Raw genomic sequence first — 20,282 nt, forward strand, 5'->3', positions numbered from 1 at the left:
CGGCAGGTCAGGCCTCCAGCTTGTAGCCCAGCCCGCGCACGGTCACCAGGTACTTGGGGTTGGCCGGGTCGGGTTCGATCTTGGCCCGCAGCCGCTTGACGTGGACGTCGAGGGTCTTGGTGTCGCCGACGTAGTCCGACCCCCACACCCGGTCGATGAGCTGGACGCGGGTGAGCACCCGGCCGGCGTTGCGCAGCAGGAGTTCGAGCAGGTCGAACTCCTTGAGCGGCAGCGCGATCGGCTCGCCGTCGACCGAGACGACGTGCCGCTCGACGTCCATGCGCACCGGGCCGGCCTCCAGGGCCGACTCCGCCGGCGCCTCGACGTCACCGCGGCGGCGCAGCACCGCACGGATGCGAGCGACCAGCTCGCGGGCCGAGTACGGCTTGGTCACGTAGTCGTCGGCGCCGAGCTCCAGGCCGACCACCTTGTCGACCTCGGCGTCCTTGGCGGTCAGCATGATGATCGGCACGCCGCTGCGGGAGCGCAGGGCGCGGCAAACCTCGGTCCCGGGCAGACCCGGCAGCATGAGGTCCAGCAGGACGATGTCGGCACCACCCCGGTCGAACTCCGCGAGGGCCTCCGGCCCGGTGCCGGCGACGACCGGGTCGAACCCCTCCTTCCGCAGCATGTAGGACAGCGCGTCGGAGAAGGACTCCTCGTCCTCCACGACCAGCACTCGGGTCATGACCGTCCCTTCGGGGCGTGTGCGGCGGTCGGGCCGCCGGCGAGGTCGTGCTCGTCCGGCGCGTCGCCGGGAGGTGGAGGGGTCGCAGCGCGGTCGGCCAGCGGGATCCGCAGGGTGAAGGTGGAGCCGAGCCCCTCCTCGCTCCACACGCTCACCGAGCCGCCGTGGTTCGTGGCGACGTGCTTCACGATCGCCAGCCCGAGTCCGGTGCCACCGGTGCGGCTGGCCCGGGACTGGTCGACCCGGTAGAAGCGCTCGAAGACGCGCGACCGGTCCTCGCGGGGGATGCCGATGCCGCTGTCGGTGACGGTGATCTCCACGAGCCCGGCGCGGGCGCGGGCGCCGACGGCGATGCGGGTGTGCTCGGGGCTGTAGGCGACGGCGTTGGCCAGCAGATTGGTGACCGCGGTGGCCAGCTGCGACTCCACGCCCTTCACGACCAGCCCCCGCTCGCCGCCGGCGACGATGGCGATCTGCTTGGCGGTCGCGGCCAGCTTGGTGCGGTCGACCGCCTCGGCGATGACCGTGTCCACCTCGAGCGGCACGAGCTCCGGCAGCGGCTCACCACCCTGCAGGCGGGACAGGTCGATGAGCTCGCGGACCAGGCGGGCCAGCCGGTCGGCCTCGTGGGTCATCCGGGAGGCGAACCGGCGCACGGTCGGGGGGTCGTCGGCGGCGTCCTCCACCGCCTCGGCGAGCAGCGACAGGGCTCCCACCGGCGTCTTGAGCTCGTGCCCGACGTTGGCGACGAAGTCGCGGCGGACCGCCTCGACCCGCCGGGCCTCGGTCACGTCCTGCAGCACCAGCGCCACCGGGCCGGGTGACCCGGCAGCGCGCTCGAGGCGGACGCCGAGCACCCCGAGCTGGCGCGGACCCCCGCCGACGACCGAGCTCGGCAGGCTCACCTCGGCGCGGCGGCGCCCGCCGTCGCGCACCGTGCGGGCCAGCTCCAGCAGCTCGGGGACCAGCAGCCGGGTCTCGCGCACGATGCCCAGGGAGCGTGCCGCCGGGTTGGCCAGCAGGACGACGTCACCGGGGTCGAGCAGGACGACGGCGGGGTCGATGAGGTCGAGCAGCCGCCGGGCCAGGACCGCCTCGGGGGCCGCGCCGTCGGCCGGAGGGGCGTCCTGGGGGTCGGGACGCCGGGACCGGTGCAGCAGCGCGGCGACCAGGACGCCACCGACCAGGCCGACGACCAGGCCGGCCAGCAGGGCGACCGACGAGCTCACGGCCCGATGCTAGATCGCGGCGACACGCGCGGATCCCTCGTCGGGGTGATCGGGGCAGCCGGCACCGCGACTGTTCACGCGCCGGTGCCCGCCCGTTCACCGCTTCGGGCGGGGCGGATCGGCAGACGGTCCTACCCTCGAGGTCCAGAGGCGTCGGGACCTCGCGGCGCGGGTAGCCCCGACTGGCTGCGCCAGCGGCTGGCCCGGCCGACGAGGAGGACGACGTGCGTCAGCACTACCACGAGGAACTCGACGACATCAACAACTGCCTGGTCGAGATGGCGAACACGGTCGGGTCGGCCATGAGCAAGGCGACGACCTCGCTGCTGGACGCCGACATCGAGCTGGCGAACCTGGTGATCGAGGGCGACGAGGGCATCGACGCCCGCCGGGAGAACATCGAGCAGCGCTGCTTCACCCTGCTGGCCCGCCAGGCCCCGGTCGCCACGGACCTGCGCACCATCACCGCGGCGATGCGGATGATCAGCGACCTGGAGCGGATGGGCGACCTCGCCGTCCACGTCGCCAAGCTGGCCCGCATGCGCTTCCCGGAGCACACCGTGCCCCAGGAGCTGCGCCCGCTGTTCCTCGAGGCCGGGCACGTCGCCGAGAGCCTGGTGGCCCAGACCGCGACCGTCATCGCCAAGCTCGACGTCGAGGCCGCCGCCGCGCTCGAGGCCGACGACGACCTGATGGACCAGCTGCACCGGCAGCTGTTCAGCGAGCTGCTCAGCACCGACTGGCCGCACGGCATGGAGGCGGCCATCGACATCACCCTGCTGGGCCGCTACTACGAGCGGTTCGCCGACCACGCGGTCAGCGTCGCCCGCCGGGTGGTCTACCTGGTCACCGGCGAGCGGGAGATGTACGCGGTGTCTGATTGAGGTCTGCTGAGCGGGGGCCCGGAGGGCTCCCCGAAGCAGGCCTCGTCCGAGGCCGCCCTGCGAGGCGCCCCGACGAGAGGGGGCCGGAGGCCTCCCCGAGGAGGTGGCGGAGGGGGCTCCATGCCACGGGGGGACGGCTCCTGGCCGCGGTGTCGGCCGGTAGGCCGACAGTGTCGCAGCGCTTCGTCGGGGGGCCTCCGGCCCCCCTCCTCAGCGCTTGCCCTGGTTCTTGACCGCCTCGATGGCGGCGGCTGCGGCCTCGGGGTCGAGGTACTCCCCGCCGGGGTTGGTCGGGCGCAGGTCGTCGTCCAGGTCGTAGCGCAGCGGGACGCCGGTGGGGATGTTCAGCCCCACGACCTCGTCCTCCCCCATGCCGTCCAGGTGCTTCACCAGCGCCCGCAGGCTGTTGCCGTGGGCGGCGACGAGCACGGTCCGGCCGGCCCGCAGGTCCGGGACGACGGCGTCGTACCAGTACGGCAGCATCCGGACGACGACGTCGGCCAGGCACTCCGTCCGCGGGCGCACCTCCGGGGGCAGCACCGCGTAGCGGGCGTCGCCGTCCTGGGAGTACTCGCTGCCCGGGTCGATGGGCGGCGGCGGGGTGCTGTACGACCGCCGCCAGGTGGTGAACTGCTCCTCGCCGTACTCGGCCAGCGTCTGGGCCTTGTCCTTGCCCTGCAGCGCGCCGTAGTGCCGCTCGTTGAGCCGCCAGGAGCGCGACACCGGGATCCACTGCCGGTCCGCGGCGGCCAGCGCCAGCTCCGCGGTGGTGATGGCCCGCTTGAGCACCGAGGTGTGCAGCACGTCGGGCAGCAGCCCGTGCTCGGCGAGCAGCTCGCCACCACGCGCAGCCTCGCCGCGGCCCTTCTCCGACAGCGGCACGTCCACCCAGCCGGTGAACAGGTTGGCCTTGTTCCACTCGCTCTCGCCGTGGCGGAGCAGCACCAGGGTGTGCGTCACGCCGCCATCCTGCCCGACCCCGGGGCCGACGGGACGGCCTCCCCGGACCTCACGCGGCCAGCAGCGGCCACAGCAGCCAGGCCTCGAACGCCGCCGGCGGCAGCAGGCCGGTCAGCAGCCACGGGCTGGGCACCGGCCGGTCGACCCCCCAGCGCAGGGCCGCGACGGCGGCCACGCTGCACCCGGCTCCGGCGAGCAGCCAGAACACGATGTTCCCGACGTCGACGACCAGCAGCTGGGCGACCGTCAGCTGCACCGCGCACAGCAGCAGCGGGTACACCAGCGCGGTCGCGGCGAGCAGGCCGACGAGGGCCCGGACCTGCCGCTGCTGCTGCCCGGGACGCTCCTGCACCGCCGCCACGCTAACCGCTGCCGCCGCCGGTCACGCCCACCGGCGGTGCAGCTCAGGTCGGTGGCGTGTCCAGCGGGCGGCGCCGCCCGGGGAGCCAGGTGAACACCACCACCGCCGCCAGCACCGCGGCCGACGCGGTGCCCACGGCGGTCAGGTGCATGGCCGAGACGAACGCGTCCGCGGCCCGGTCGGCCAGCGCAGCCGCGGCCACCGCGGACCCGTCCTCCCCGCTGGCGGCCAGCCGCTCGACGGCACCGAGGGTGGCCACGATCGAGGAGTCGGCCTCACCGCGCGCCGCCGCCGGCAGCACGTCCACCGCGTCGCCCAGCTGGGCGGCGTAGGCCGCGGACAGCAGCGAGCCGAGGATGGCCACCCCCAGCGCGCCGCCCACCTGCCGGACCGAGTTGTTGACCGCCGCGCCGGCGCCGGCCTTGTGCCGCGGCACCACCGACATGATCGACTCCGTCGTCGGCGCCATCACCGCGCCCATGCCGAGGCCCTGCACCGTCAGGATGGCGACCATCAGCCACAGCGGGGAGACCCGGTCCAGCAGCTGGAAGCCCGCGAACGACGACGCGATGAGCAGGAAACCGCCGCCGACGACGGCCTTTGGCCCGAAGCGCTCGGCCAGCCGAGAGCTCTGCGGCGCCATCAGCGACATGCCCAGCGCCACCGGGATGAGCGTCGCGCCGCTGGCCAGTGGGCCGTAGCCGAGCACCCCCTGCAGGTAGTAGACGAGGTAGAACGTGGCGCCCATGAGCGCGAAGAAGTTCAGCCCGAGCGCGGCCGCGGCGGCGGAGAAGGCGGGGTTCGCGAACAGCGTGACGTCCAGGGCCGGGTGGGCCGAGCGGCGCTGCAGCCAGACGAACAGCACCAGCAGGCCCGCCCCGCCCAGCAGCGGCACGAGGACCCCGGCCGAGGTCCACCCGGCCCCGGAGCCGCCGTGGATGATCCCGTAGACCAGCCCGGCCAGCGCCACGATCGACAGCAGCACGCCGGGCACGTCCAGCCGCCCGGGCGAGGGGTCGCGGGACTCGGGGACGACCAGCAGCGTCGCGACGATGCCGAGGACGGCCACCGGCACGGTGATGAGGAAGATGGCGCCCCACCAGAAGTGCTCGAGCACCGCGCCGCTGGCCAGTGGGCCACCGGCGATGGCGATTCCGGCGGTGCCCGCCCACACTCCGATCGCCCGGCCACGCTCCCGCGGCGGGAACACGTTGGTGATGACGGCCAGCGTGGTCGGCTGCACCGCCGCCCCACCGACCCCCATGACCGCCCGCCAGGCGATCAGCTCACCGGGGCTGTCGCTGAACGCGCCCAGCAGCGAGGCCGCGGTGAACACCGACAGTCCGATGAGCAGCACCCGGCGCCGGCCGATGCGGTCGCCGATGACGCCCCAGGAGAACAGCAGCCCGGCGAAGACGAGGATGTAGGCGTCGATCGCCCACTGCAGCTGCGCCTGGCTGGCGCCCAGCTCGCGCTGCAGGGTGGGGATGGCCACGTTGAGCGTCGTGTTGCCCATGATCACCACGAGCAGGCAGACCGTCATGGTGGCCAGCACCCACCAGCGGCGGGGGTGGCCGGACCGCTCCTCGGCGGCCTCGGGGAGCGACCGTTCGGTCGCCGTCACGCCCCGTCGTCCGGGTCGCCGGTGCCGCGGGCCCGACGGTCGGCCTCGACGAACCCGGCGAAGGCCGCCAGGTTGCGCAGGGACTCCCCGCGCTTCTCCCGCCACTCCCACTCCCGCCGGATCGACGTCCCGAAACCGATCTCCAGCATCGTGTTGAAGTGGTCGTCGGCGTAGCTGAGGACCGCGCCGAGCAGCCGGTCGAGCTCCTCGGGGGTGACCGCGGCGTGCGGCAGGCGCCCGGTCAGGTAGACGTCCCCGACGCGGTCGATGGAGTAGGCGACGCCGTAGGTGCGCGCGTTGTGCTGCAGGAGGTAGGTCCACAGCTGCTCGCGGTTCTCGTCGGGCTGCCGGCACACGAAGGCCTCCACCCGCAGGGCGTGCGCGCCGACGACCAGTCCGCAGACGGTCTTGAGCTTGTTCGTGCCGGGCAGGTCGACCAGCCACCGGCCCGGCGCGGGGTGGTCGTACACCAGCTCGCTGTCCCGCAGGGTCTGCTCGACGACCGCGTCGAGCTCCTGGACGGTCCGCTCGCGGCCCACGGCGTCCCCCGGTCCGCTCACCGGGCCACCTGCGCGGCGGGGGACCGCACCGGACCCAGCCCCCACGCCGGACGGCGCAGGGTGCCCAGGGACGGCTCCCGGGATGTCAGGGCCATCTCCTCGGCGGCGGCGGTGTAGGCCGCGACCAGGCTGTCGACGGTGCGCTCCCAGGAGAAGGCGCCCGCGTGCCGCCGGGCGCCGGCCGACAGCAGCTCGCGGCGGGCCAGCACCGACCGGACGGCGGCGGCGTAGTCGGCCGGGTCGCGGCCGGGCACCAGCACGCCGGAGACGCCGTCCCGGACGGCGGTGCGCAGCCCGCCGACGGCCGCGGCGACCACCGGTGTCCCGCAGGCCTGGGCCTCCAGGGCCACCAGGCCGAAGGACTCGTTGTGGCTGGGGACGACGGCGACGTCGGCCGCGCGGTAGTGCTCGGCGAGCAGCTCGGCGTGCACCGGCGGCAGCAGGCGGACCAGGTCGCTGATGCCCAGCCCGGCGGCCAGCTGCTCCAGCCGGCGGGGGGCCTCCAGGCCGGTGCCGCTGGGGGCGCCGACGACGTGCACCTGCAGCCGGCCGCGCAGGGTGGGGTCGTCGGCGAGCAGCCGCGCGGCCGCCTCGAGCAGCAGGTCCGGGGCCTTGAGCGGCTGGATGCGGCCGACGAACAACATCACGACGGCGTCCGCGGCGATGCCCAGCCGGCGGCGGGCCGCCCCCCGGTCGCCGGGGGTGAACCGGTCGAGGTCGACGCCGGGCGGGACGACCAGCGTGCGCCGCGGGTCGGCGCCGTAGTGCTCGACCAGCTGGCGGGCCTCGTCGACGGTGTTGGCGACCAGCCGGTCGGCCTCGGCGACCACCTGCTCCTCGCCGATCACCCGGGCCCGCGGCTCGGGCCGGTCACCGGTGGCCAGCGCGGCGTTCTTGACCTTGGCCAGGGTGTGCGCGGTGTGGATGAGCGGCACGCTCCACCGGTCCCGGGCCAGCCAGCCGACCTGGCCGGACAGCCAGTAGTGGGAGTGCACGACGCCGTAGTGGCCCGGCTCGTGCTGGGCCTCCTCGCGCAGGACGGCGGCGGTGAAGGCGCACAGCTGGGCGGGCAGCTCCTCCTTGCCCAGCCCCTCGAACGGGCCGGCGCTGACGTGGCGCACCGTCACCCCGGGGCTCATCTCCACCACCGGAGGCAGGTCGCTGGAGGTGGCCCGGGTGAACACGTCGACGGCGATGCCGCGCTCGGCCAGCCGGCGGGACACCTCGACGACGTAGACGTTCATGCCCCCGGCGTCACCGGCACCGGGCTGGTCCAGCGGACTGGTGTGCACCGACAGCGTGGCCACCCGCCGGGGCACGGCCGAGCGGGGACGCCGGCGTGCGGCCACGCGACCCCTCCTGCCGTGCTCCTGGGCACCGGCCGGCACCCGCTGGACTCCGCATCCTGCAACAGCGCCAGGATGGGTCCCATGCCCGGCTCAGCACCCCATCCTGCCTCCGCCCCCCGGGACCTGCCCGGCGCGGGGCGCACCGCCGTCGTCACCGGCGCCTCCAGCGGCATCGGCGCGGCCACCGCGACCCGCCTGGCCGCCGAGGGCTTCGACGTCGTCCTCGGCGCGCGCCGCCTGGACCGGCTGACCGAGCTGGCCGCGGCCATCGGCGCCCGCGCGCTGCCGCTGGACGTCACCGACCCGGACTCCGTGGCCGCCTTCACCGGCGCCCTGGACCGGGTGGACGTGCTGGTCAACAACGCCGGCGGCGCGTTCGACGCCAGCCCCGTGGCCGAGGCCGACCTGGACTCCTGGGCGCGCACCTACGAGGTCAACGTGCTGGGCACCGTCCGGATGACCCGGGCGCTGCTGCCGAAGCTGGTCGCCTCGGGCGCCGGCGACCTGCTGTTCGTCGGCTCGACCGCGGGGCTGATCAGCTACGAGGGCGGCGCCTCCTACACCGCGGCCAAGCACGGCGTGCACACGCTGGCCGAGACGCTGCGGCTGGAGCTGTACGACCAGCCGGTGCGGGTGGTGGAGATCGCCCCCGGGATGGTCAAGACCGAGGAGTTCACCCTCAACCGGGTGCGCGACCGGGACCGGGCCGAGGCGGTCTACCGCGGCGTGCGCGCTCCGCTGGTCGCCGAGGACGTCGCCGACTGCATCGCCTGGGCGCTGACCCGCCCGCACCACGTCAACGTCGACCTGCTCGTCGTCCGCCCCCGCGCACAGGCCGCCCAGCACAAGGTGCACCGCGAGTAGAAGGACCCTCCTGCCACCCACCACTCGCTCGCTCGCGGCGGGCCCCTGCAGGAGGGTCGGCGTCGGGAGGCCTCCGGCCCCCGCGCCACGGGCCACCCGCGGCGCGGGCCACCGGCCTACGGCCGCACCTCGGTCGGTTCGCGCTCCAGGGTGACGCCGAACCGCTCCTCGACCGCGGCGATGATCTTCCCGCTGTAGGCGAGCAGCTCCTCGGTGGTCGCCCCGGGCTCGGTGGTCAGGGCCAGGCTGTGCCGGGGCGACGTGCCGACCCGCCCCTCGCGGCGGCCCTTGCCGAACCCGGCCTGCTGCACCAGCCAGGCGGCGCTGAGCTTGACCTGCCCGTCGCCGGCCGGCCAGCTGGGGCAGCCCTCGACCGCCCGCGCCTCCGGGACGACCGGGTTGGTGAAGAAGGAGCCGGCGCTGCGGCTGGTCGGGTCGGCGAGGTCCCAGACCATGCCCTTGCCGCGGCGCAGCTCCAGCACCGCGGCCCGGACGTCGGCCAGTGGCGCCCGCTCCCCCAGCTCCACGCCGAGGGTGCGGGCCAGCTCGGCGTAGCCGACCGGCCGGGACAGCGGGCCGGGCTCCAGCTCGAAGGTCACGGTGAGGACGACGTAGCGGCCCGGCTCGCGCTTGAGGCGGCTGTCCCGGTAGCCGAACTCGCAGTCCGTGGCGCTGAGCACCCGCTCGGCGGCCTCCGCCCGGTCCCAGACGCGGACGGCGGCGACGGCCTGGCCGACCTCCTGGCCGTACGCGCCGACGTTCTGCACCGGCGTGGCCCCCGTGGAGCCGGGGATGCCCGACATCGCCTCCACCCCGGACAGCTCCTGCTCGACGGTGTACGCGACCAGGTCGTCCCAGGGCTCGCCGGCCTGGACCACCAGCCGGCCGCCGTCGCGCACGACCCCGCGGCTGCGGACGACGACGACGTCCCCGGGCCAGCCCTCGTCCGGGCAGATCAGGTTGGACCCGCCGCCGAGCAGCAGCAGCGGCCGCGCGGCGGCGTCGGCCTCCCGCACCGCGGCGAGGAGCTCCTCGGCGTCGTCCACCTCGACCAGCCGGTCGATCGGACCGCCCACACCGAGGGTCGTCAGCTCCGCGAGCCGGGCGTTGCGTCGGACCTGCACGACCCCACGCTAACCGGGACTAGGGTGGGACCCGGTGAGCGAGGCAGGCGGCGGGGACCACAAGCGCCGGGCCAGCCTCCCCCGGCGGGCCCACCCGCGGCTGGCCGCCGGCCGGGCCCGCGCGCTGGGCCTGCCCACCCGCGGCACCACGAACGCCAACCGGCTGCGCCGGGTCGACCGCTGGCTGCTGGCCACCCAGCTGCCCCGGCTGCGCGACGCCGCCCTTCCGCTCGTCGTCGACCTGGGCTACGGCTCCTCGGCGGTCACCACGCTGGAGCTGGCCGACCGGCTGGGCGCGGAGGTGCACGGCCTGGAGGTGGTCGGCCTGGAGATCGACCCGGAGCGGGTGGCCGCGGTGGCCGCCGACCGCCGCCCGCCGCGGGTGGACTTCCGGCTCGGCGGCTTCGAGCTGGCCGGCCTGCGCCCGGTCCTGGTGCGGGCCTTCAACGTGCTGCGCCAGTACGACGAGGAGTCCGCCGCCCGGGCCTGGGAGACGACGTGCGCCGCGCTGGGCCCCGGCGGGCTCCTCGTGGAGGGCACCTGCGACGAGTGGGGACGGCGCTCGGCGTGGGTGGCCCTGGACGCCGACGGCCCGCTCACCCTGACGCTGTCGGCGCGGGTGGCCGACCTCGACCGGCCCTCCGACCTCGCCGAGCGGCTGCCCAAGGCGCTGATCCACCACAACGTGCCCGGCCGGCCGGTGCACGGGTTCCTGCGCGCCTTCGACGCCGCCTGGGCCGGTGCTGCCGGACTGTCCGCGTTCGGCCCCCGCCAGCGCTGGGTGGCCGCGGTGGAGGCCCTCGCCGACCAGGGCTGGCCGTTCGTCGGGTCCAGCCGCCGGTGGCGGCACGGCGAGGTCACCGTGCGCTGGTCGGCCGTCGCCCCGGTCTGATGTCCGTTCCCGCGGCGAGATCGGCGATCTCGTGCGCTCCCGGCCCCGGGACCGTGCGAGATCGGCGATCTCGCCGGCCGGGCACGATGGCGCGGGTGCGGTCGACCCCGATGACCCGATGAGCCGGCGCCGGGTTGCCGCGCCGGTGGTGCCGCCCGGTCCCACCCCCGTCGACGGCGGCACGGCCGAGCTGCTCGGGGACGCCGACCGCGACGGCTCCTGGGTGCTCCTGGTGGACGGGACGCCGCAGTCCCACGTCGACCTCACCGACCCGACCCACCTGGAGTTCGAGTACGTCCGCCGGATGGGTCACGTGCTCGACCTCGCCGCCCCCGAGGGTCGGCCGCTGGACGCCGTCCACCTCGGCGGCGGCGCGCTGACCCTCCCCCGGTACGTCGCGGCGACCCGGCCCGGTTCGCGCCAGCGGGTGGTCGAGGTCGACGAGCAGCTGACCGGGCTGGTGCGCACCCACCTGCCGCTGCCCCGGGACGCCCGCGTCCGGGTGCGTGCCGCCGACGCCCGTGCCGGGCTGACCGCGCTGCCGGCCGCCTGCGCCGACGTGGTGGTCGGCGACGTCTTCGCCGGGGCCCGCACGCCGGCGCACCTGACCAGCGTCGAGTACGCGAGGGAGGTGCACCGGGTGCTGCGGCCCGGCGGCACGTACGCCGTCAACGTCGCCGACGGCCCGCCGCTGCGCTTCGCCCGCACGCAGGTGGCCACGTTGCGCGCCGTCTTCGGTGCGGTGTGCCTGCTGGCCGAGCCGGGGGTGCTGCGCGGCCGCCGCTTCGGGAACCTGGTGGCGGTGGCCTCGGACGCCGGGCTGCCGGTCGCGGACCTGACCCGCCGCTGCGCCGCCGACCCGATGCCGGCGCGGGTGGTGGAGGGCGCCGACCTCGACCGGTTCGCCGGCCGGGTGCCACCGGTGCACGACGCGGACGCGGTCGCCTCGCCGTTGCCGCCGGAGGGCGTCTTCGGCCGCTGAAGCCGGACGGCGCCGGGCTGTCGGTCGTAGGGTCGGGCCATGACGTCACCCGCCCGGATGCCCCTGCGCCGCGACTCGCACCACAAGGTGGTGGCGGGCGTCTGCGCCGGGCTGGCCCGGCGCTACGGCCTGTCGCGGCGCGGACTGCGGCTGGCCTTCGTGGTGTCCTGCATCCTGCCCGGCCCGCAGTTCGTCGCCTACCTGGTGCTATGGGTGGTCATCCCCAGCGACCGGAGGGGCTGAGCGCCCCGGCGGCTCACCAGTTGTTGCCGCCCCGGCTGAGCCCGCGGACGGCGGGCCGGACGTCGACCAGGTAGACGATCGAGGCCACGGCCGCGACCAGCCAGAACAGACCCAGGGGGCCGGACAGGTAGGCGAAGACCGCGGCCAGCCCGGTGATCGCCGCCCACGCGGGCTTGCTGAGCTTGCTGGCCGCCACGTAGGCGGTGGCCGGGCGGATCAGCGCGTCGACGAAGGCCCACAGCGCCAGGGCCAGCACGCCGTAGTGGAGCCCGGTGAGGAGCAGACCGTCGAAGAGCGCCATGGCCGAGACGGTACTCGGCGGGCGCCTCCCCCGGGCCCGACGCGGGCGGGAGTGCCCCGCACGGGTCGGGCCCTGGGGCGCCCCGGACACGGCAGGGCCCCGGAGCGCTGCGCGCAGCTCCGGGGCCCTGGGTCCGGGGTGTCCTACTTCTTCTTGGTGGCCTTCTTCGACGCCGTCGGCTTGCGCGCCGGGGCCGCGGGCTGCTCCGGGGCGACCTCGTCGATCGACGAGCGCGCCTCCTCGGCGGCCTCGTGCGTGGCCTGCTCGGCCCGGTCGATGGCCTTCTCGGCGCGGGCGGCCGCCTTCTGGGCGAGCGAGGTGACCTCGCTGGAGGTCTCGGCGACGGTCTCGGCGGTCTCCTCGAGCACGTCCTCGACGACGTCCTCCACCGCGTCCACGGCCTGCCCGGCCCGGCCGACGACCGTGCGCACGACGGGCTGACGGCGCAGCTCCTCGACGACCTCGGCGCCGCGGACGGCGAGGGTCTCGATGGTGGCCACCGTCTGGGTGCGCGCGGTGCTCACCAGGCCGGCCACCGTGCTGACGACGGTCTCGGGGCGGACGGCGGTGGCGACCTGCTGGGCCGACGTGCGGGCGGTGCGGACGGCGACACGGGCGCGGTCGGCGGCCTCCTCCGCGCGGGTGCGGGCCTCCTTGGCGGCCAGGTCGAGCTGCACCTGGGCCTCGCCGGGCAGGGCCTCGGCGCGCGAGCGCAGCGTGTCGGCCGCCGCGCGGGCGCGCTCGACGGCCAGGTCACCGGCGCCGACGGCGGCCAGCAGCACGGTCTTGTTCTGCACGACGACCGTCTGGCCGTACTGCTTGAGCAGCGTCGTGTCGAGCGGGGTCTTCATCGTGGTTCCTCCGTGGAGCCGGACGGGGTGGGGTCGGTGGGACGCGGGCGCGCGGCGTGCTCGCGCACGTAGGTCTCGTAGAGCTCGAGCAGCACCGCGCGGTGCCGCTCGGACAGCATCGGGTCGGCGCGGATGGCCGCCACCGTGTCGGGGTGGCCGTCGCGGCGGTCGAGGATCCCGGCCTGCTCGTAGAGCGTCTCGGCCGAGATCTCCAGCCCCTTGGCGATCGCGGAGAGGATCTCCGCCGACGGCTTGCGCAGCCCGCGCTCGACCTGGGAGAGGTAGGGGTTGCTCACGCCGGCCAGGCGGGCGAGCTCGCGCAGGGACACCCGGGCGGCGCTGCGCTGCTCGCGGATGAAGTCCCCGACCTGCGTCCCCGTGGCCGACACCTTGGAGCGCTCGGCGGCCACCGTCCCGGCGACCGTGCCCGCGAGCTGGTCGACCTTCTCGCGGACGGTCGTCACCTGCCCGCGGACGAACTCCCCAGGGGTGTGCACACCACCGACACTATGTCCGGGTGCTAGCTGTTGCAAGCGCCGCAGCTCAGCGCCGGTGTGCAGCTCCTCACACCGGGCTGCGGCTCACCCGGTCAGCGCCGCGGCGGGACGCACCTCGCCGACCACGCCGTCCCCGCCGTGCACCGGGGTGGTCGACCAGGCCGCCACCTGCTCGGCCGGCACCCCTAGCCGGCGCAGGCCGGCGCACAGCGCGGGCGTGCGCCCACGGTCGCTCCCGTCGTCGAGCTTGAGGGCGACCGCGCCACGGCCGGGCAGGGCGGCGACGTGCACGCCGTCGGCACCGCCCTTGACGAGCAGCCCGGGGACGGCGCCCATCAGCTCGGTGTCGTCGCGGCCGGTGCCCGCCACGTACCAGGGGTGCGCGCGCACGGCGTCGGCCACCGCCCGGGCGGGCGTGCCGGGCGCGGCCTCGACGAGGGAGGACACGCCGCGGGCCAGGCCGGTCAGCGGCAGGCCGTGCTGCGGGGCGCCGCAGCCGTCGACGACGACCGCGGCCACCGGCGTGCCGGCGGCCTCGCCGAGCCGGGCCTCGATCGCCTGCTGCAGCGGGTGCCCCGGGTCGAGGTAGCCGTCGGTCGGCCAGCCGGCGGCGACGCAGGCCGACAGCATCGCGGCGTGCTTGCCCGAGCAGTTCATGGCCGTGCGCTCGGGGCCGCGGCCGGCGACCAGCCAGGCGGCGCGGGTCGGTTCGTGCGAGGGCAGCGCGGGCGGGCAGCCGAGGTCCTCCGGCGTGAGGCCCGCGGCGGCGAGCACGTCGGCGACCAGCTCGCGGTGGCCGTCCTCACCGGTGTGCGAGCCGGCGCCGATGGCCAGCTCCTCGCCCGAGCGCGGCGTCCAGCCGGCGGCCAGGAGCGCGGTGGCCTGCACCGGCTTGTTCGCCGACCGCGGCAGCACCGTCCGGTCGACGTCCCCCACGGCGTGCAGCACCGACCCGTCGGGGCCGACGACGACCAGCGACCCGCGGTGCACCGACTCCAGGAACCCCGACCGCTCCACCTCCACCAGCACCGGTGGGAGGGCCTCCATCAGTGGCGGCCCTCGTCGGCGAGCAGCGCGGCGACGTCGGCCTCGCCGTTGCGGTACCGGCGGCCCAGCTCGGCGGCCAGCCCGTCCATGACGTGCTGCACGCCGCGGCGCCGCTCGGACAGCGAGCCCTCGGCGGCGGCCAGCGCCCGGGCGGCCCGCTCCAGGTCCGCGTCGGACAGCACGGGGACGTCGGAGAGGTCCACCCCGCGGGTCAGCGAGTTGACCCAGCCCTCGTACTCCTCGGGCGCGGCCGGCTGCGCGGTCTGGTGGCGGCCCAGCCCGTGGGCGGGGCCGCGGCCCTTCTCGGCGAGGATCTCCGGCAGCAGGTCGACCAGGGAGCGGCCGTCGTGCTCGGCGCGGCGCTGCAGCTCGCGGCGCACGATGTCCAGCCGGCCCTGCAGCAGCCGCCGCGTGTAGGAGAGGTTGACCTCCTCCTGCTCGGCCTGGCGGCGCAGCCGCCGGACGTCGGCCATCGGCAGGTCCACCGCGGCCGTCAGGAAGCCGGGGTCGAGCAGCGCGTCGACGGCGGCGCCGCCGGCGCGGGTCGGTTCGGGCGTCACGGGGCGGGCCTCTCCGGGGGTGCGGGCGCTCACCGGGGGATGGTCCCAGACCGCACGGCCTGCACCCGTTCCCGCGCCGCAGCGACCGTGTCGTCCAGTGCGGTCGGCGCGTCGTCGGGGTCGATCGCGGCGCGGGCGCCGGCCACGGTCAGCTCGGCGTCCATCGGGACGGACTGCTTGACCAGCGCCAGGGCCACCACGCCGAGCTCGTGGTGGCGGACGACGGAACCCACCCGGCCCACCGTTCGGGTGCCGGTCAGCACCGGCGTCCCGGCCTCGGGCAGCTGCTCGGCCAGGCCGTCGAGGTGCAGCAGCACCAACCGCCGGGGCGGGCGGCCGAGGTTGTGCACGCGGGCCACCGTCTCCTGCCCCCGGTAGCAGCCCTTGGCCAGGTGGACCGCGCCGCCCAGCCACGGCGTCTCGTTGGGGATGGTGCGGTGGTCGGTGTCGACGCCCAGGCGCGGGCGGCGGGCCTGCACGCGCAGTGCCGCGTAGGCGTCCACCCCGGCCGGGGCGGCGCCGGCGTCGACGAGTGCCCCGGCGCGGGCGGCGAGGTCGGCGCGGGGCACCAGCAGGTCGACGACGGGGGCGCCGTCCCCGATCGGCGGCATCCGGCGCACCCAGCCACCGCCGTCCAGGGGGAGCACCGCGTACGGCTCGGCGGGGACGGGCAGGCCGGCGGCGGTCAGCACGGCGTCCCCGCGGGGGCCGACCAGGGCCAGCAGCGCCCAGGAGCCGGTGACCAGCGCCGGCTCCACGCGGAGCATGAACCGCATCCGCTCCAGGTAGGCGTGCAGCGCCGCGCCGGTGCCCGGTTCCACGTCGACCCAGGTGGTGCCGGCCAGGTCGGCGAGCACCAGGTGGTGTTCGACGTGCCCGTTCGGTGACAGCCCGAGGGCCTCCGCGCCGGTGCCGTCGGCGAGCCGCTCGAGGTGCTGGGTGAGCAGGCTGTGCAGCCAGCTCAACCGGTCGGCACCGGGGACGGCGAGCACGTCGCGGTCGCTGCGGTCGACCAGCGCGGCACCCTCGGCCAGCTCGCGCTGCTCGCGCAGCGGGCTGCCGAAGTGCGCCGGGACGGAGCCGCCGTCCACGGCGACGGCACCGGGGTGCGACAGCAGGGGGCTCGGGGTGGACATCAGGGCTCCGTTCCGACTCGGTCACGACACGCGCGGCACGTGCCCGACAGGGCGACGTGCCCCACGTCGAGGGTGAAACCGAGGTCGGCGGCCAGACGTTCCGCGGCGCTGTCGAGCAGCGCCGGGTCGGCCGAGGAGATCTCCCCGCAGTCGGCGCACACGACGTGCAGGTGCGGGCGCTCCGCGGCGTGGTAGACCGGCGCCCCCTTGCCGAGGTGGGTGTGCCACACCAGGCCGAGCCGCTCCAGCAGCTCGAGGGTGCGGTAGACCGTCGAGGTGTCCGGCGCCGCGCCGTCGGCCCCCGCCTCCGCGCGCAGCCGGGTGGCGATCGCCTCGGGCGTGGCGTGCTCGAGCGCGGCGACCGCCGCCAGGACCTGCTGGCGCTGGGTGGTCAGCCGCAGCCCCTGGGCGCGCAACCGCTGGGCCAGCGGTGCCAGGGCCTCGGGAGCGAGGCCGTGCGGCGGGTGCGGGGTGGGCACCGGTCGAGCCTATGCCCGCGCGATCGCCCCGAGGCCGGCGAGCAGGTCGGCGTAGCCGGCCACCGGGACGCCGTCCACCGTGGCGTCCGGCCGTCCGGTCACGCCGTCGACCGCCCCGGCGGCGGTGGCGGCGGTCAGCACCCGCGCGTCCAGCGCCGGGTCCAGCAGCGCGGCGAGTGCGTCCCGGTGCGGGGGCACCAGCCGGGCGAGGGCGGCGACCAGCCCGGCGCAGCCCCAGTTGGACGTGCCGGCCACCACCAGGGCGTCCACCGGCACCCGGCAGGCGATCCGGTCCCCGTGCGCGACGCTCGCGGCGACGACCCCGGCCGGCACGTTGCCCATGCCGATCTCGTTGCCCCCGTCCCCGACCGCCCCGGTGACCAGGCCGGGCAGGGCGAAGGCCGCGTGCAGCGGCGCGGTGGAGTCGGTGACGTCGAACCCGCGCATGGTGAGCACCCGCCCGGCGGTGTTCGGGCCGAGCCGCTCGACGGCCACGAGGTGGGACAGGCCCAGTGCCGCGACGCGGGCGGTCACCTCCGCCCCGACCGCGTCCGCCGGCAGCACCTCGGGCGGCGCGCCGCCGACTGCGGCCAGGCAGGCGGAAGTGACCTGCGCGCACGGCTCGTCGGTGAGCACCACCGGCTGCGCGCCGACCCGGGCCAGCGCGGCGGCCAGCACGGCGGTGCCGACCGGGCCGTCGGTCTCCGCCGCGGGTGCCGGCGCCCAGGCGATGTGCACGCCGGTCACCAGCCCGACGCGGGTGCCGGCGCGCCCGGCGGCGGCGAGCTCGGTGGCCAGCCGGGCGAACTGCCCCGGCACGGCGGCCGCCAGCCCGGTCACGTCCCGGGCGCCCGGGCGCCGCAGGGCGCGCTCGATGCCCGCGAGGGCCACGTCCACCACCCGGGGGCTCACCGCACCGGCGGGCGGGCCTCCGCGAGCACCCGCCGCAGCGCGGCGAGGTACCGGTCGGGCACCGCGTGCTCCCCGCGGGGCGGCAGGAACCCGTCGACGGTGGCGCCGGTGACCCCGGCGAAGCCGGCCGCCTCGGCCCCCAGCGCCCGGACGACGGCGTGCCCGCTCCACGCGGTGCTGCCCGCCAGGTGGGCCATCGCGGCGGCGCTCTCGGCGCGCTCGCCCACGCAGTCGAACGGCTTCTCCGTCGCCCAGAGCCGGCGGAACCCGTCGAGCAGGCCGGGGTCGGTCAGCGGGTCGCCGCCGAACATCGCGACCGCCTCCGCGGGGGTGAGGAAGACCGCGAAGCAGAGGAAGGTGAACAGGCACTTGTCGCAGTGCAGGCACCACCGCTGGGGAGCCGCCGCACCGTCGCGGAGGCCCAGGTGGGCCTGGGTGTAGGACCGGTTGCAGCTGAGGATCTCGCCACGCAGGTCGGGGAGCCCCGCCACCGCGGCCACCGTGGCCAGCTCGGACAGCTGCCGGGTGAGGCTGAAGTAGCCGACGCCCACCTCGGCGGCCGCGGCGGCGAACAGCCGCTCGAACTCGTGGGACTTCGAGTACTGGTGGTTCACCCGCGCCCCGTTGACGGTCAGCGTCTCCTCGTCGGCGGAGCGCTCGTTGGCGAAGACCACCGGGTCGAACCCGCCGAGGACGGCGACCAGCGTGGAGATCGCGGAGTTGATCGCGGTGACCGGCACGTGCCCGTTCAGCCCGCCGGCGCGGGTGCGCTCGCCGAGCAGCGGGTCCAGCCGGCGGCGGACGCCGACCAGCGGGACGCCGGCCGCGCGGGTGACGGAGCGCTGTGCGTCGGTCGGGTTGACCGCCAGCGCGGTGGCCGGCGTGACGACGACGAGTGCCAGCGCGGAGTCCTTGCCGCCGCCGACCGGCAGCAGCGCCTGACCCCCACCGCCGGCCACCGGCGCGGGCAGCTCGTCGCGCAGCTCGACGTCGAATGCCACCTCGTGCGGCACCGGCAGCCGGTTGACCGCGGCGAACTCGCCCAGGCCGTGCGTGTAGGCGGCCTCGGCGACCGCGGCCTGCGCCTTGCTGACCGGCCGCTGCACCACCACCCGGCTCGGCGCCCGCAGCTTGTAGTAGCTGGTGCCCATGACCAGGTGCACCAGGTCCAGCGCGGCGTCCACCCGGGCCGGGTCGGCGTCCCCGCCGAGCAGCGCGGTGTCGAGGGTGAGCCGCTCGGTGAACTCGTCGCCGGCCAGCCGGTAGCCGAACGCCGCCTCGCCGGTGGCCGGGTCCAGCGAGCGGTCGGCGACGACGAACGCCTCAGACAGGCTCGGCCCCGGCGTCGAGGAGGATCTGCTCATAGGTCCGTGCCAACTCCTCGTAGTTGCGGAAGCGGTTGTAGCTGGGCGCGCCCGGCGAGAGCAGCACCAGCGCACCCGGGCGGGCCGTCCGCAGGGCCTCGGCGACGGCGTCGGCGAGCGAGCCGGTCTCGGTGACCGGGGCGTCGACGCCGGCGGCCGCCGCGGCGGCGCGGATGTCGGCGGCGAACCGGGCGCCGGTGTCCGGGACGGTCAGCACCCGCACCTGGCCGGCACGGGCGACCACGGCGGCGGCCAGCTCGGCGTGGTCCAGCCCGCGGTCCTGCCCGCCGGCGACCAGCGTCACCTGCCGCCCGGCGAACGCGTCGATCGCCGCGCGCACCGACACCGGCGTGGTGCTCAGGGTGTCGTCGACGAAGGTGACGCCGTCCCGGGTGGCCACCGGGCACAGCCGGTGCGGCAGGGCGCGGAAGCCGGCCACGGCGGCGCGCACGGCGTCGGCGTGCCGGTCGAGGTCCACGCCCATGCGCACGCCGGCGGCCAGCGCGACGTGCACGTTGGCGACGTTGTGCAGGCCGGCGAGCCCCTCGGGCCGGAAGGCGGCGGCCTGCTCCGGGCGGACGACGTCGGCCGGGTCGACCAGCACCGCCGGGTCCAGGTGCGCCTCGGCGACCGGGCGGGCCTGCGGGGAGACGACCACCGAACCGGCGCCGCAGCCGGCGAACACGTGCAGCTTGTCGCGGTAGTAGGTGGCGACGTCGCCGTGCCAGTCCAGGTGCTCCGGCGACAGCGAGGTGACCGCACCCCAGCCCGACCAGCCCTCGACCGCGGCGGCCTGGTAGCTGGAGACCTCGACCACCAGCGAGGTGCTCTCCCCGACGACACCGTCGAGCAGGACGTCGAGCAGCGGGGTGCCGATGTTGCCCGCGTGCACCGCCGGGCGGCCGGCGGCGCGCAGCACCACCGCGGCCAGCGCGCTGGTCGTGCTCTTGCCCTTGGTGCCCGTGACGCACAGCGTCGGCACCCCCCGCGCGGCGAACTCGGCCAGGGCGATGCCCGTGCCCGAGGTGAGGGCGGTCCGGGCGGCCAGCGCGCGGGCGTCCTCGCGGTAGGGGCTGATGCCCGGCGAGCGGACCACGACGTCGCAGCCGGCCAGCCCGGCGACGTCCGGACCGGCCCGCACGCCCGCGGGGAGGTCCGCCGGCGGGACGGCGTCGACGACCACGACCTCGGCCGCGCCGGAGGCCAGCGCGGCACGCACCGCGGCGCGCCCCTCCCGGCCGTGACCCCATACGCCGACCCGGCGCCCGGCCAGCTCGGCCAGCCTCACCGGCGGCGTCCGGAGGGCCGTGCGGGGCGGGGGGTCACGGCGTCCACTCTACGGAGCAGGCCCCCTGCAGGGTCCCGCCGCGAGCCC

At 76.3% G+C, this 20,282-nt stretch carries 23 protein-coding genes; 5 read left to right on the forward strand and 18 right to left on the reverse strand.

What is annotated here, in order from left to right:
* Positions 1-7: 7 nt before the first annotated feature.
* Positions 8-688 carry a winged helix-turn-helix domain-containing protein gene (locus RTG05_RS18920; protein ID WP_166526396.1) on the reverse strand — a complete coding sequence of 227 codons (681 nt, stop codon included), beginning with the start codon at positions 686-688 and terminating at the stop codon, positions 8-10.
* On the reverse strand, positions 685-1,917 hold the full coding sequence (locus RTG05_RS18925; protein ID WP_166526397.1) for a sensor histidine kinase: 1,233 nt from the start codon (positions 1,915-1,917) through the stop codon (positions 685-687). Before RTG05_RS18925 ends, RTG05_RS18920 begins: the two co-directional genes overlap by 4 nt.
* Positions 1,918-2,141: 224 nt before the next feature.
* Between RTG05_RS18925 and phoU the strand changes: the two genes are divergently transcribed.
* Positions 2,142-2,801 (forward strand): phosphate signaling complex protein PhoU, encoded by a 660-nt coding sequence (phoU, locus tag RTG05_RS18930; RefSeq protein WP_166526398.1) that lies wholly within the window; start codon positions 2,142-2,144, stop codon positions 2,799-2,801.
* A 210-nt stretch (positions 2,802-3,011) separates the two neighbouring features.
* Here phoU and RTG05_RS18935 read toward each other — a convergent pair whose 3' ends face one another.
* From RTG05_RS18935 to mshA, 5 genes are read right to left on the reverse strand one after another with little or no spacing between them, the layout of a single operon-like run.
* Positions 3,012-3,761 (reverse strand): phosphoglyceromutase, encoded by a 750-nt coding sequence (locus tag RTG05_RS18935; RefSeq protein WP_166526399.1) that lies wholly within the window; start codon positions 3,759-3,761, stop codon positions 3,012-3,014.
* 49 nt (positions 3,762-3,810) lie between these two features.
* Positions 3,811-4,113 (reverse strand): hypothetical protein, encoded by a 303-nt coding sequence (locus tag RTG05_RS18940; protein WP_166526400.1) that lies wholly within the window; start codon positions 4,111-4,113, stop codon positions 3,811-3,813.
* Between the two features lie 52 nt (positions 4,114-4,165).
* Entirely contained in the window at positions 4,166-5,746 is a 1,581-nt protein-coding gene (locus RTG05_RS18945) for an MFS transporter (protein ID WP_166526401.1), read from the reverse strand.
* Positions 5,743-6,306 (reverse strand): type III secretion system chaperone family protein, encoded by a 564-nt coding sequence (locus RTG05_RS18950; protein WP_315912048.1) that lies wholly within the window; start codon positions 6,304-6,306, stop codon positions 5,743-5,745. The genes RTG05_RS18945 and RTG05_RS18950 overlap by 4 nt, the downstream gene beginning before the upstream one ends.
* Positions 6,303-7,655 (reverse strand): D-inositol-3-phosphate glycosyltransferase, encoded by a 1,353-nt coding sequence (mshA, locus tag RTG05_RS18955; RefSeq protein WP_166526402.1) that lies wholly within the window; start codon positions 7,653-7,655, stop codon positions 6,303-6,305. The genes RTG05_RS18950 and mshA overlap by 4 nt, the downstream gene beginning before the upstream one ends.
* Before the next feature lie 81 nt (positions 7,656-7,736).
* Between mshA and RTG05_RS18960 the strand changes: the two genes are divergently transcribed.
* A complete protein-coding gene (locus tag RTG05_RS18960) occupies positions 7,737-8,519 on the forward strand; it encodes an SDR family oxidoreductase (RefSeq protein ID WP_166526403.1) in 783 nt (260 codons plus the stop codon).
* A 116-nt stretch (positions 8,520-8,635) separates the two neighbouring features.
* Here RTG05_RS18960 and RTG05_RS18965 read toward each other — a convergent pair whose 3' ends face one another.
* Positions 8,636-9,643, reverse strand: coding sequence for a UDP-N-acetylmuramate dehydrogenase (locus RTG05_RS18965; protein ID WP_166526404.1), 1,008 nt, complete (start codon positions 9,641-9,643; stop codon positions 8,636-8,638).
* A gap of 34 nt (positions 9,644-9,677) precedes the next feature.
* On the opposite strand from RTG05_RS18965, the gene RTG05_RS18970 reads away from it, so the two are divergent.
* From RTG05_RS18970 to RTG05_RS18980, 3 genes are all read left to right on the forward strand, one after another.
* On the forward strand, positions 9,678-10,535 hold the full coding sequence (locus RTG05_RS18970) for a class I SAM-dependent methyltransferase (RefSeq protein WP_166526405.1): 858 nt from the start codon (positions 9,678-9,680) through the stop codon (positions 10,533-10,535).
* A 118-nt stretch (positions 10,536-10,653) separates the two neighbouring features.
* The gene (locus RTG05_RS18975) at positions 10,654-11,517 is read left to right on the forward strand and encodes a spermidine synthase (protein WP_166526406.1); all 864 of its coding nucleotides are present in this window, start codon (positions 10,654-10,656) and stop codon (positions 11,515-11,517) included.
* A 39-nt stretch (positions 11,518-11,556) separates the two neighbouring features.
* Entirely contained in the window at positions 11,557-11,760 is a 204-nt protein-coding gene (locus RTG05_RS18980) for a PspC domain-containing protein (protein ID WP_166526407.1), read from the forward strand.
* A 13-nt stretch (positions 11,761-11,773) separates the two neighbouring features.
* Here RTG05_RS18980 and RTG05_RS18985 read toward each other — a convergent pair whose 3' ends face one another.
* The 10 genes from RTG05_RS18985 to murD all read right to left on the reverse strand — a co-directional run bounded on the left by RTG05_RS18985 (position 11,774) and on the right by murD (position 20,195).
* Positions 11,774-12,061: a DUF2516 family protein gene (locus tag RTG05_RS18985; RefSeq protein ID WP_166526408.1), complete on the reverse strand. Its 288-nt coding sequence runs from the start codon at positions 12,059-12,061 to the stop codon at positions 11,774-11,776.
* A 143-nt stretch (positions 12,062-12,204) separates the two neighbouring features.
* Positions 12,205-12,912 carry a hypothetical protein gene (locus RTG05_RS18990; protein WP_166526409.1) on the reverse strand — a complete coding sequence of 236 codons (708 nt, stop codon included), beginning with the start codon at positions 12,910-12,912 and terminating at the stop codon, positions 12,205-12,207.
* Entirely contained in the window at positions 12,909-13,409 is a 501-nt protein-coding gene (locus tag RTG05_RS18995; RefSeq protein WP_166526410.1) for a helix-turn-helix domain-containing protein, read from the reverse strand. The genes RTG05_RS18990 and RTG05_RS18995 overlap by 4 nt, the downstream gene beginning before the upstream one ends.
* A gap of 84 nt (positions 13,410-13,493) precedes the next feature.
* Positions 13,494-14,456: an asparaginase gene (locus RTG05_RS19000; protein ID WP_166526411.1), complete on the reverse strand. Its 963-nt coding sequence runs from the start codon at positions 14,454-14,456 to the stop codon at positions 13,494-13,496.
* Positions 14,456-15,049 (reverse strand): RsiG family protein, encoded by a 594-nt coding sequence (locus RTG05_RS19005; protein ID WP_315912049.1) that lies wholly within the window; start codon positions 15,047-15,049, stop codon positions 14,456-14,458. The genes RTG05_RS19000 and RTG05_RS19005 overlap by 1 nt, the downstream gene beginning before the upstream one ends.
* Positions 15,046-16,152 (reverse strand): CAF17-like 4Fe-4S cluster assembly/insertion protein YgfZ, encoded by a 1,107-nt coding sequence (locus tag RTG05_RS19010; protein WP_166526412.1) that lies wholly within the window; start codon positions 16,150-16,152, stop codon positions 15,046-15,048. Before RTG05_RS19010 ends, RTG05_RS19005 begins: the two co-directional genes overlap by 4 nt.
* Positions 16,152-16,631 carry a Fur family transcriptional regulator gene (locus RTG05_RS19015; RefSeq protein WP_166526413.1) on the reverse strand — a complete coding sequence of 160 codons (480 nt, stop codon included), beginning with the start codon at positions 16,629-16,631 and terminating at the stop codon, positions 16,152-16,154. The genes RTG05_RS19010 and RTG05_RS19015 overlap by 1 nt, the downstream gene beginning before the upstream one ends.
* Before the next feature lie 9 nt (positions 16,632-16,640).
* Positions 16,641-17,543 carry a glutamate cyclase domain-containing protein gene (locus tag RTG05_RS19020; protein ID WP_166526414.1) on the reverse strand — a complete coding sequence of 301 codons (903 nt, stop codon included), beginning with the start codon at positions 17,541-17,543 and terminating at the stop codon, positions 16,641-16,643.
* On the reverse strand, positions 17,540-18,907 hold the full coding sequence (locus tag RTG05_RS19025; RefSeq protein ID WP_166526415.1) for a MurL-like N-terminal domain-containing: 1,368 nt from the start codon (positions 18,905-18,907) through the stop codon (positions 17,540-17,542). The genes RTG05_RS19020 and RTG05_RS19025 overlap by 4 nt, the downstream gene beginning before the upstream one ends.
* Entirely contained in the window at positions 18,867-20,195 is a 1,329-nt protein-coding gene (gene murD, locus RTG05_RS19030; protein ID WP_166526416.1) for a UDP-N-acetylmuramoyl-L-alanine--D-glutamate ligase, read from the reverse strand. Before murD ends, RTG05_RS19025 begins: the two co-directional genes overlap by 41 nt.
* Between the last annotated feature and the right edge of the window lie 87 nt (positions 20,196-20,282).

Origin of the sequence: Geodermatophilus sp. DSM 44513 (genome assembly GCF_032460525.1) — a bacterium.
GTDB lineage: Bacteria > Actinomycetota > Actinomycetes > Mycobacteriales > Geodermatophilaceae > Geodermatophilus.

Excerpts from the sequence above, each read along its gene's own strand:
- RTG05_RS18985 (WP_166526408.1), bottom strand. The coding sequence starts at position 12,061 with ATGGCGCTCTTCGACGGTCTGCTCCTCACCGGGCTCCACTACGGCGTG.
- RTG05_RS19010 (WP_166526412.1), bottom strand. The coding sequence starts at position 16,152 with ATGTCCACCCCGAGCCCCCTGCTGTCGCACCCCGGTGCCGTCGCCGTG.
- RTG05_RS18980 (WP_166526407.1), top strand. The coding sequence starts at position 11,557 with ATGACGTCACCCGCCCGGATGCCCCTGCGCCGCGACTCGCACCACAAG.
- RTG05_RS18920 (WP_166526396.1), bottom strand. The coding sequence starts at position 688 with ATGACCCGAGTGCTGGTCGTGGAGGACGAGGAGTCCTTCTCCGACGCG.
- RTG05_RS18990 (WP_166526409.1), bottom strand. The coding sequence starts at position 12,912 with ATGAAGACCCCGCTCGACACGACGCTGCTCAAGCAGTACGGCCAGACG.
- RTG05_RS19025 (WP_166526415.1), bottom strand. The coding sequence starts at position 18,907 with ATGAGCAGATCCTCCTCGACGCCGGGGCCGAGCCTGTCTGAGGCGTTC.
- RTG05_RS19000 (WP_166526411.1), bottom strand. The coding sequence starts at position 14,456 with ATGGAGGCCCTCCCACCGGTGCTGGTGGAGGTGGAGCGGTCGGGGTTC.
- RTG05_RS18975 (WP_166526406.1), top strand. The coding sequence starts at position 10,654 with ATGAGCCGGCGCCGGGTTGCCGCGCCGGTGGTGCCGCCCGGTCCCACC.
- RTG05_RS18960 (WP_166526403.1), top strand. The coding sequence starts at position 7,737 with ATGCCCGGCTCAGCACCCCATCCTGCCTCCGCCCCCCGGGACCTGCCC.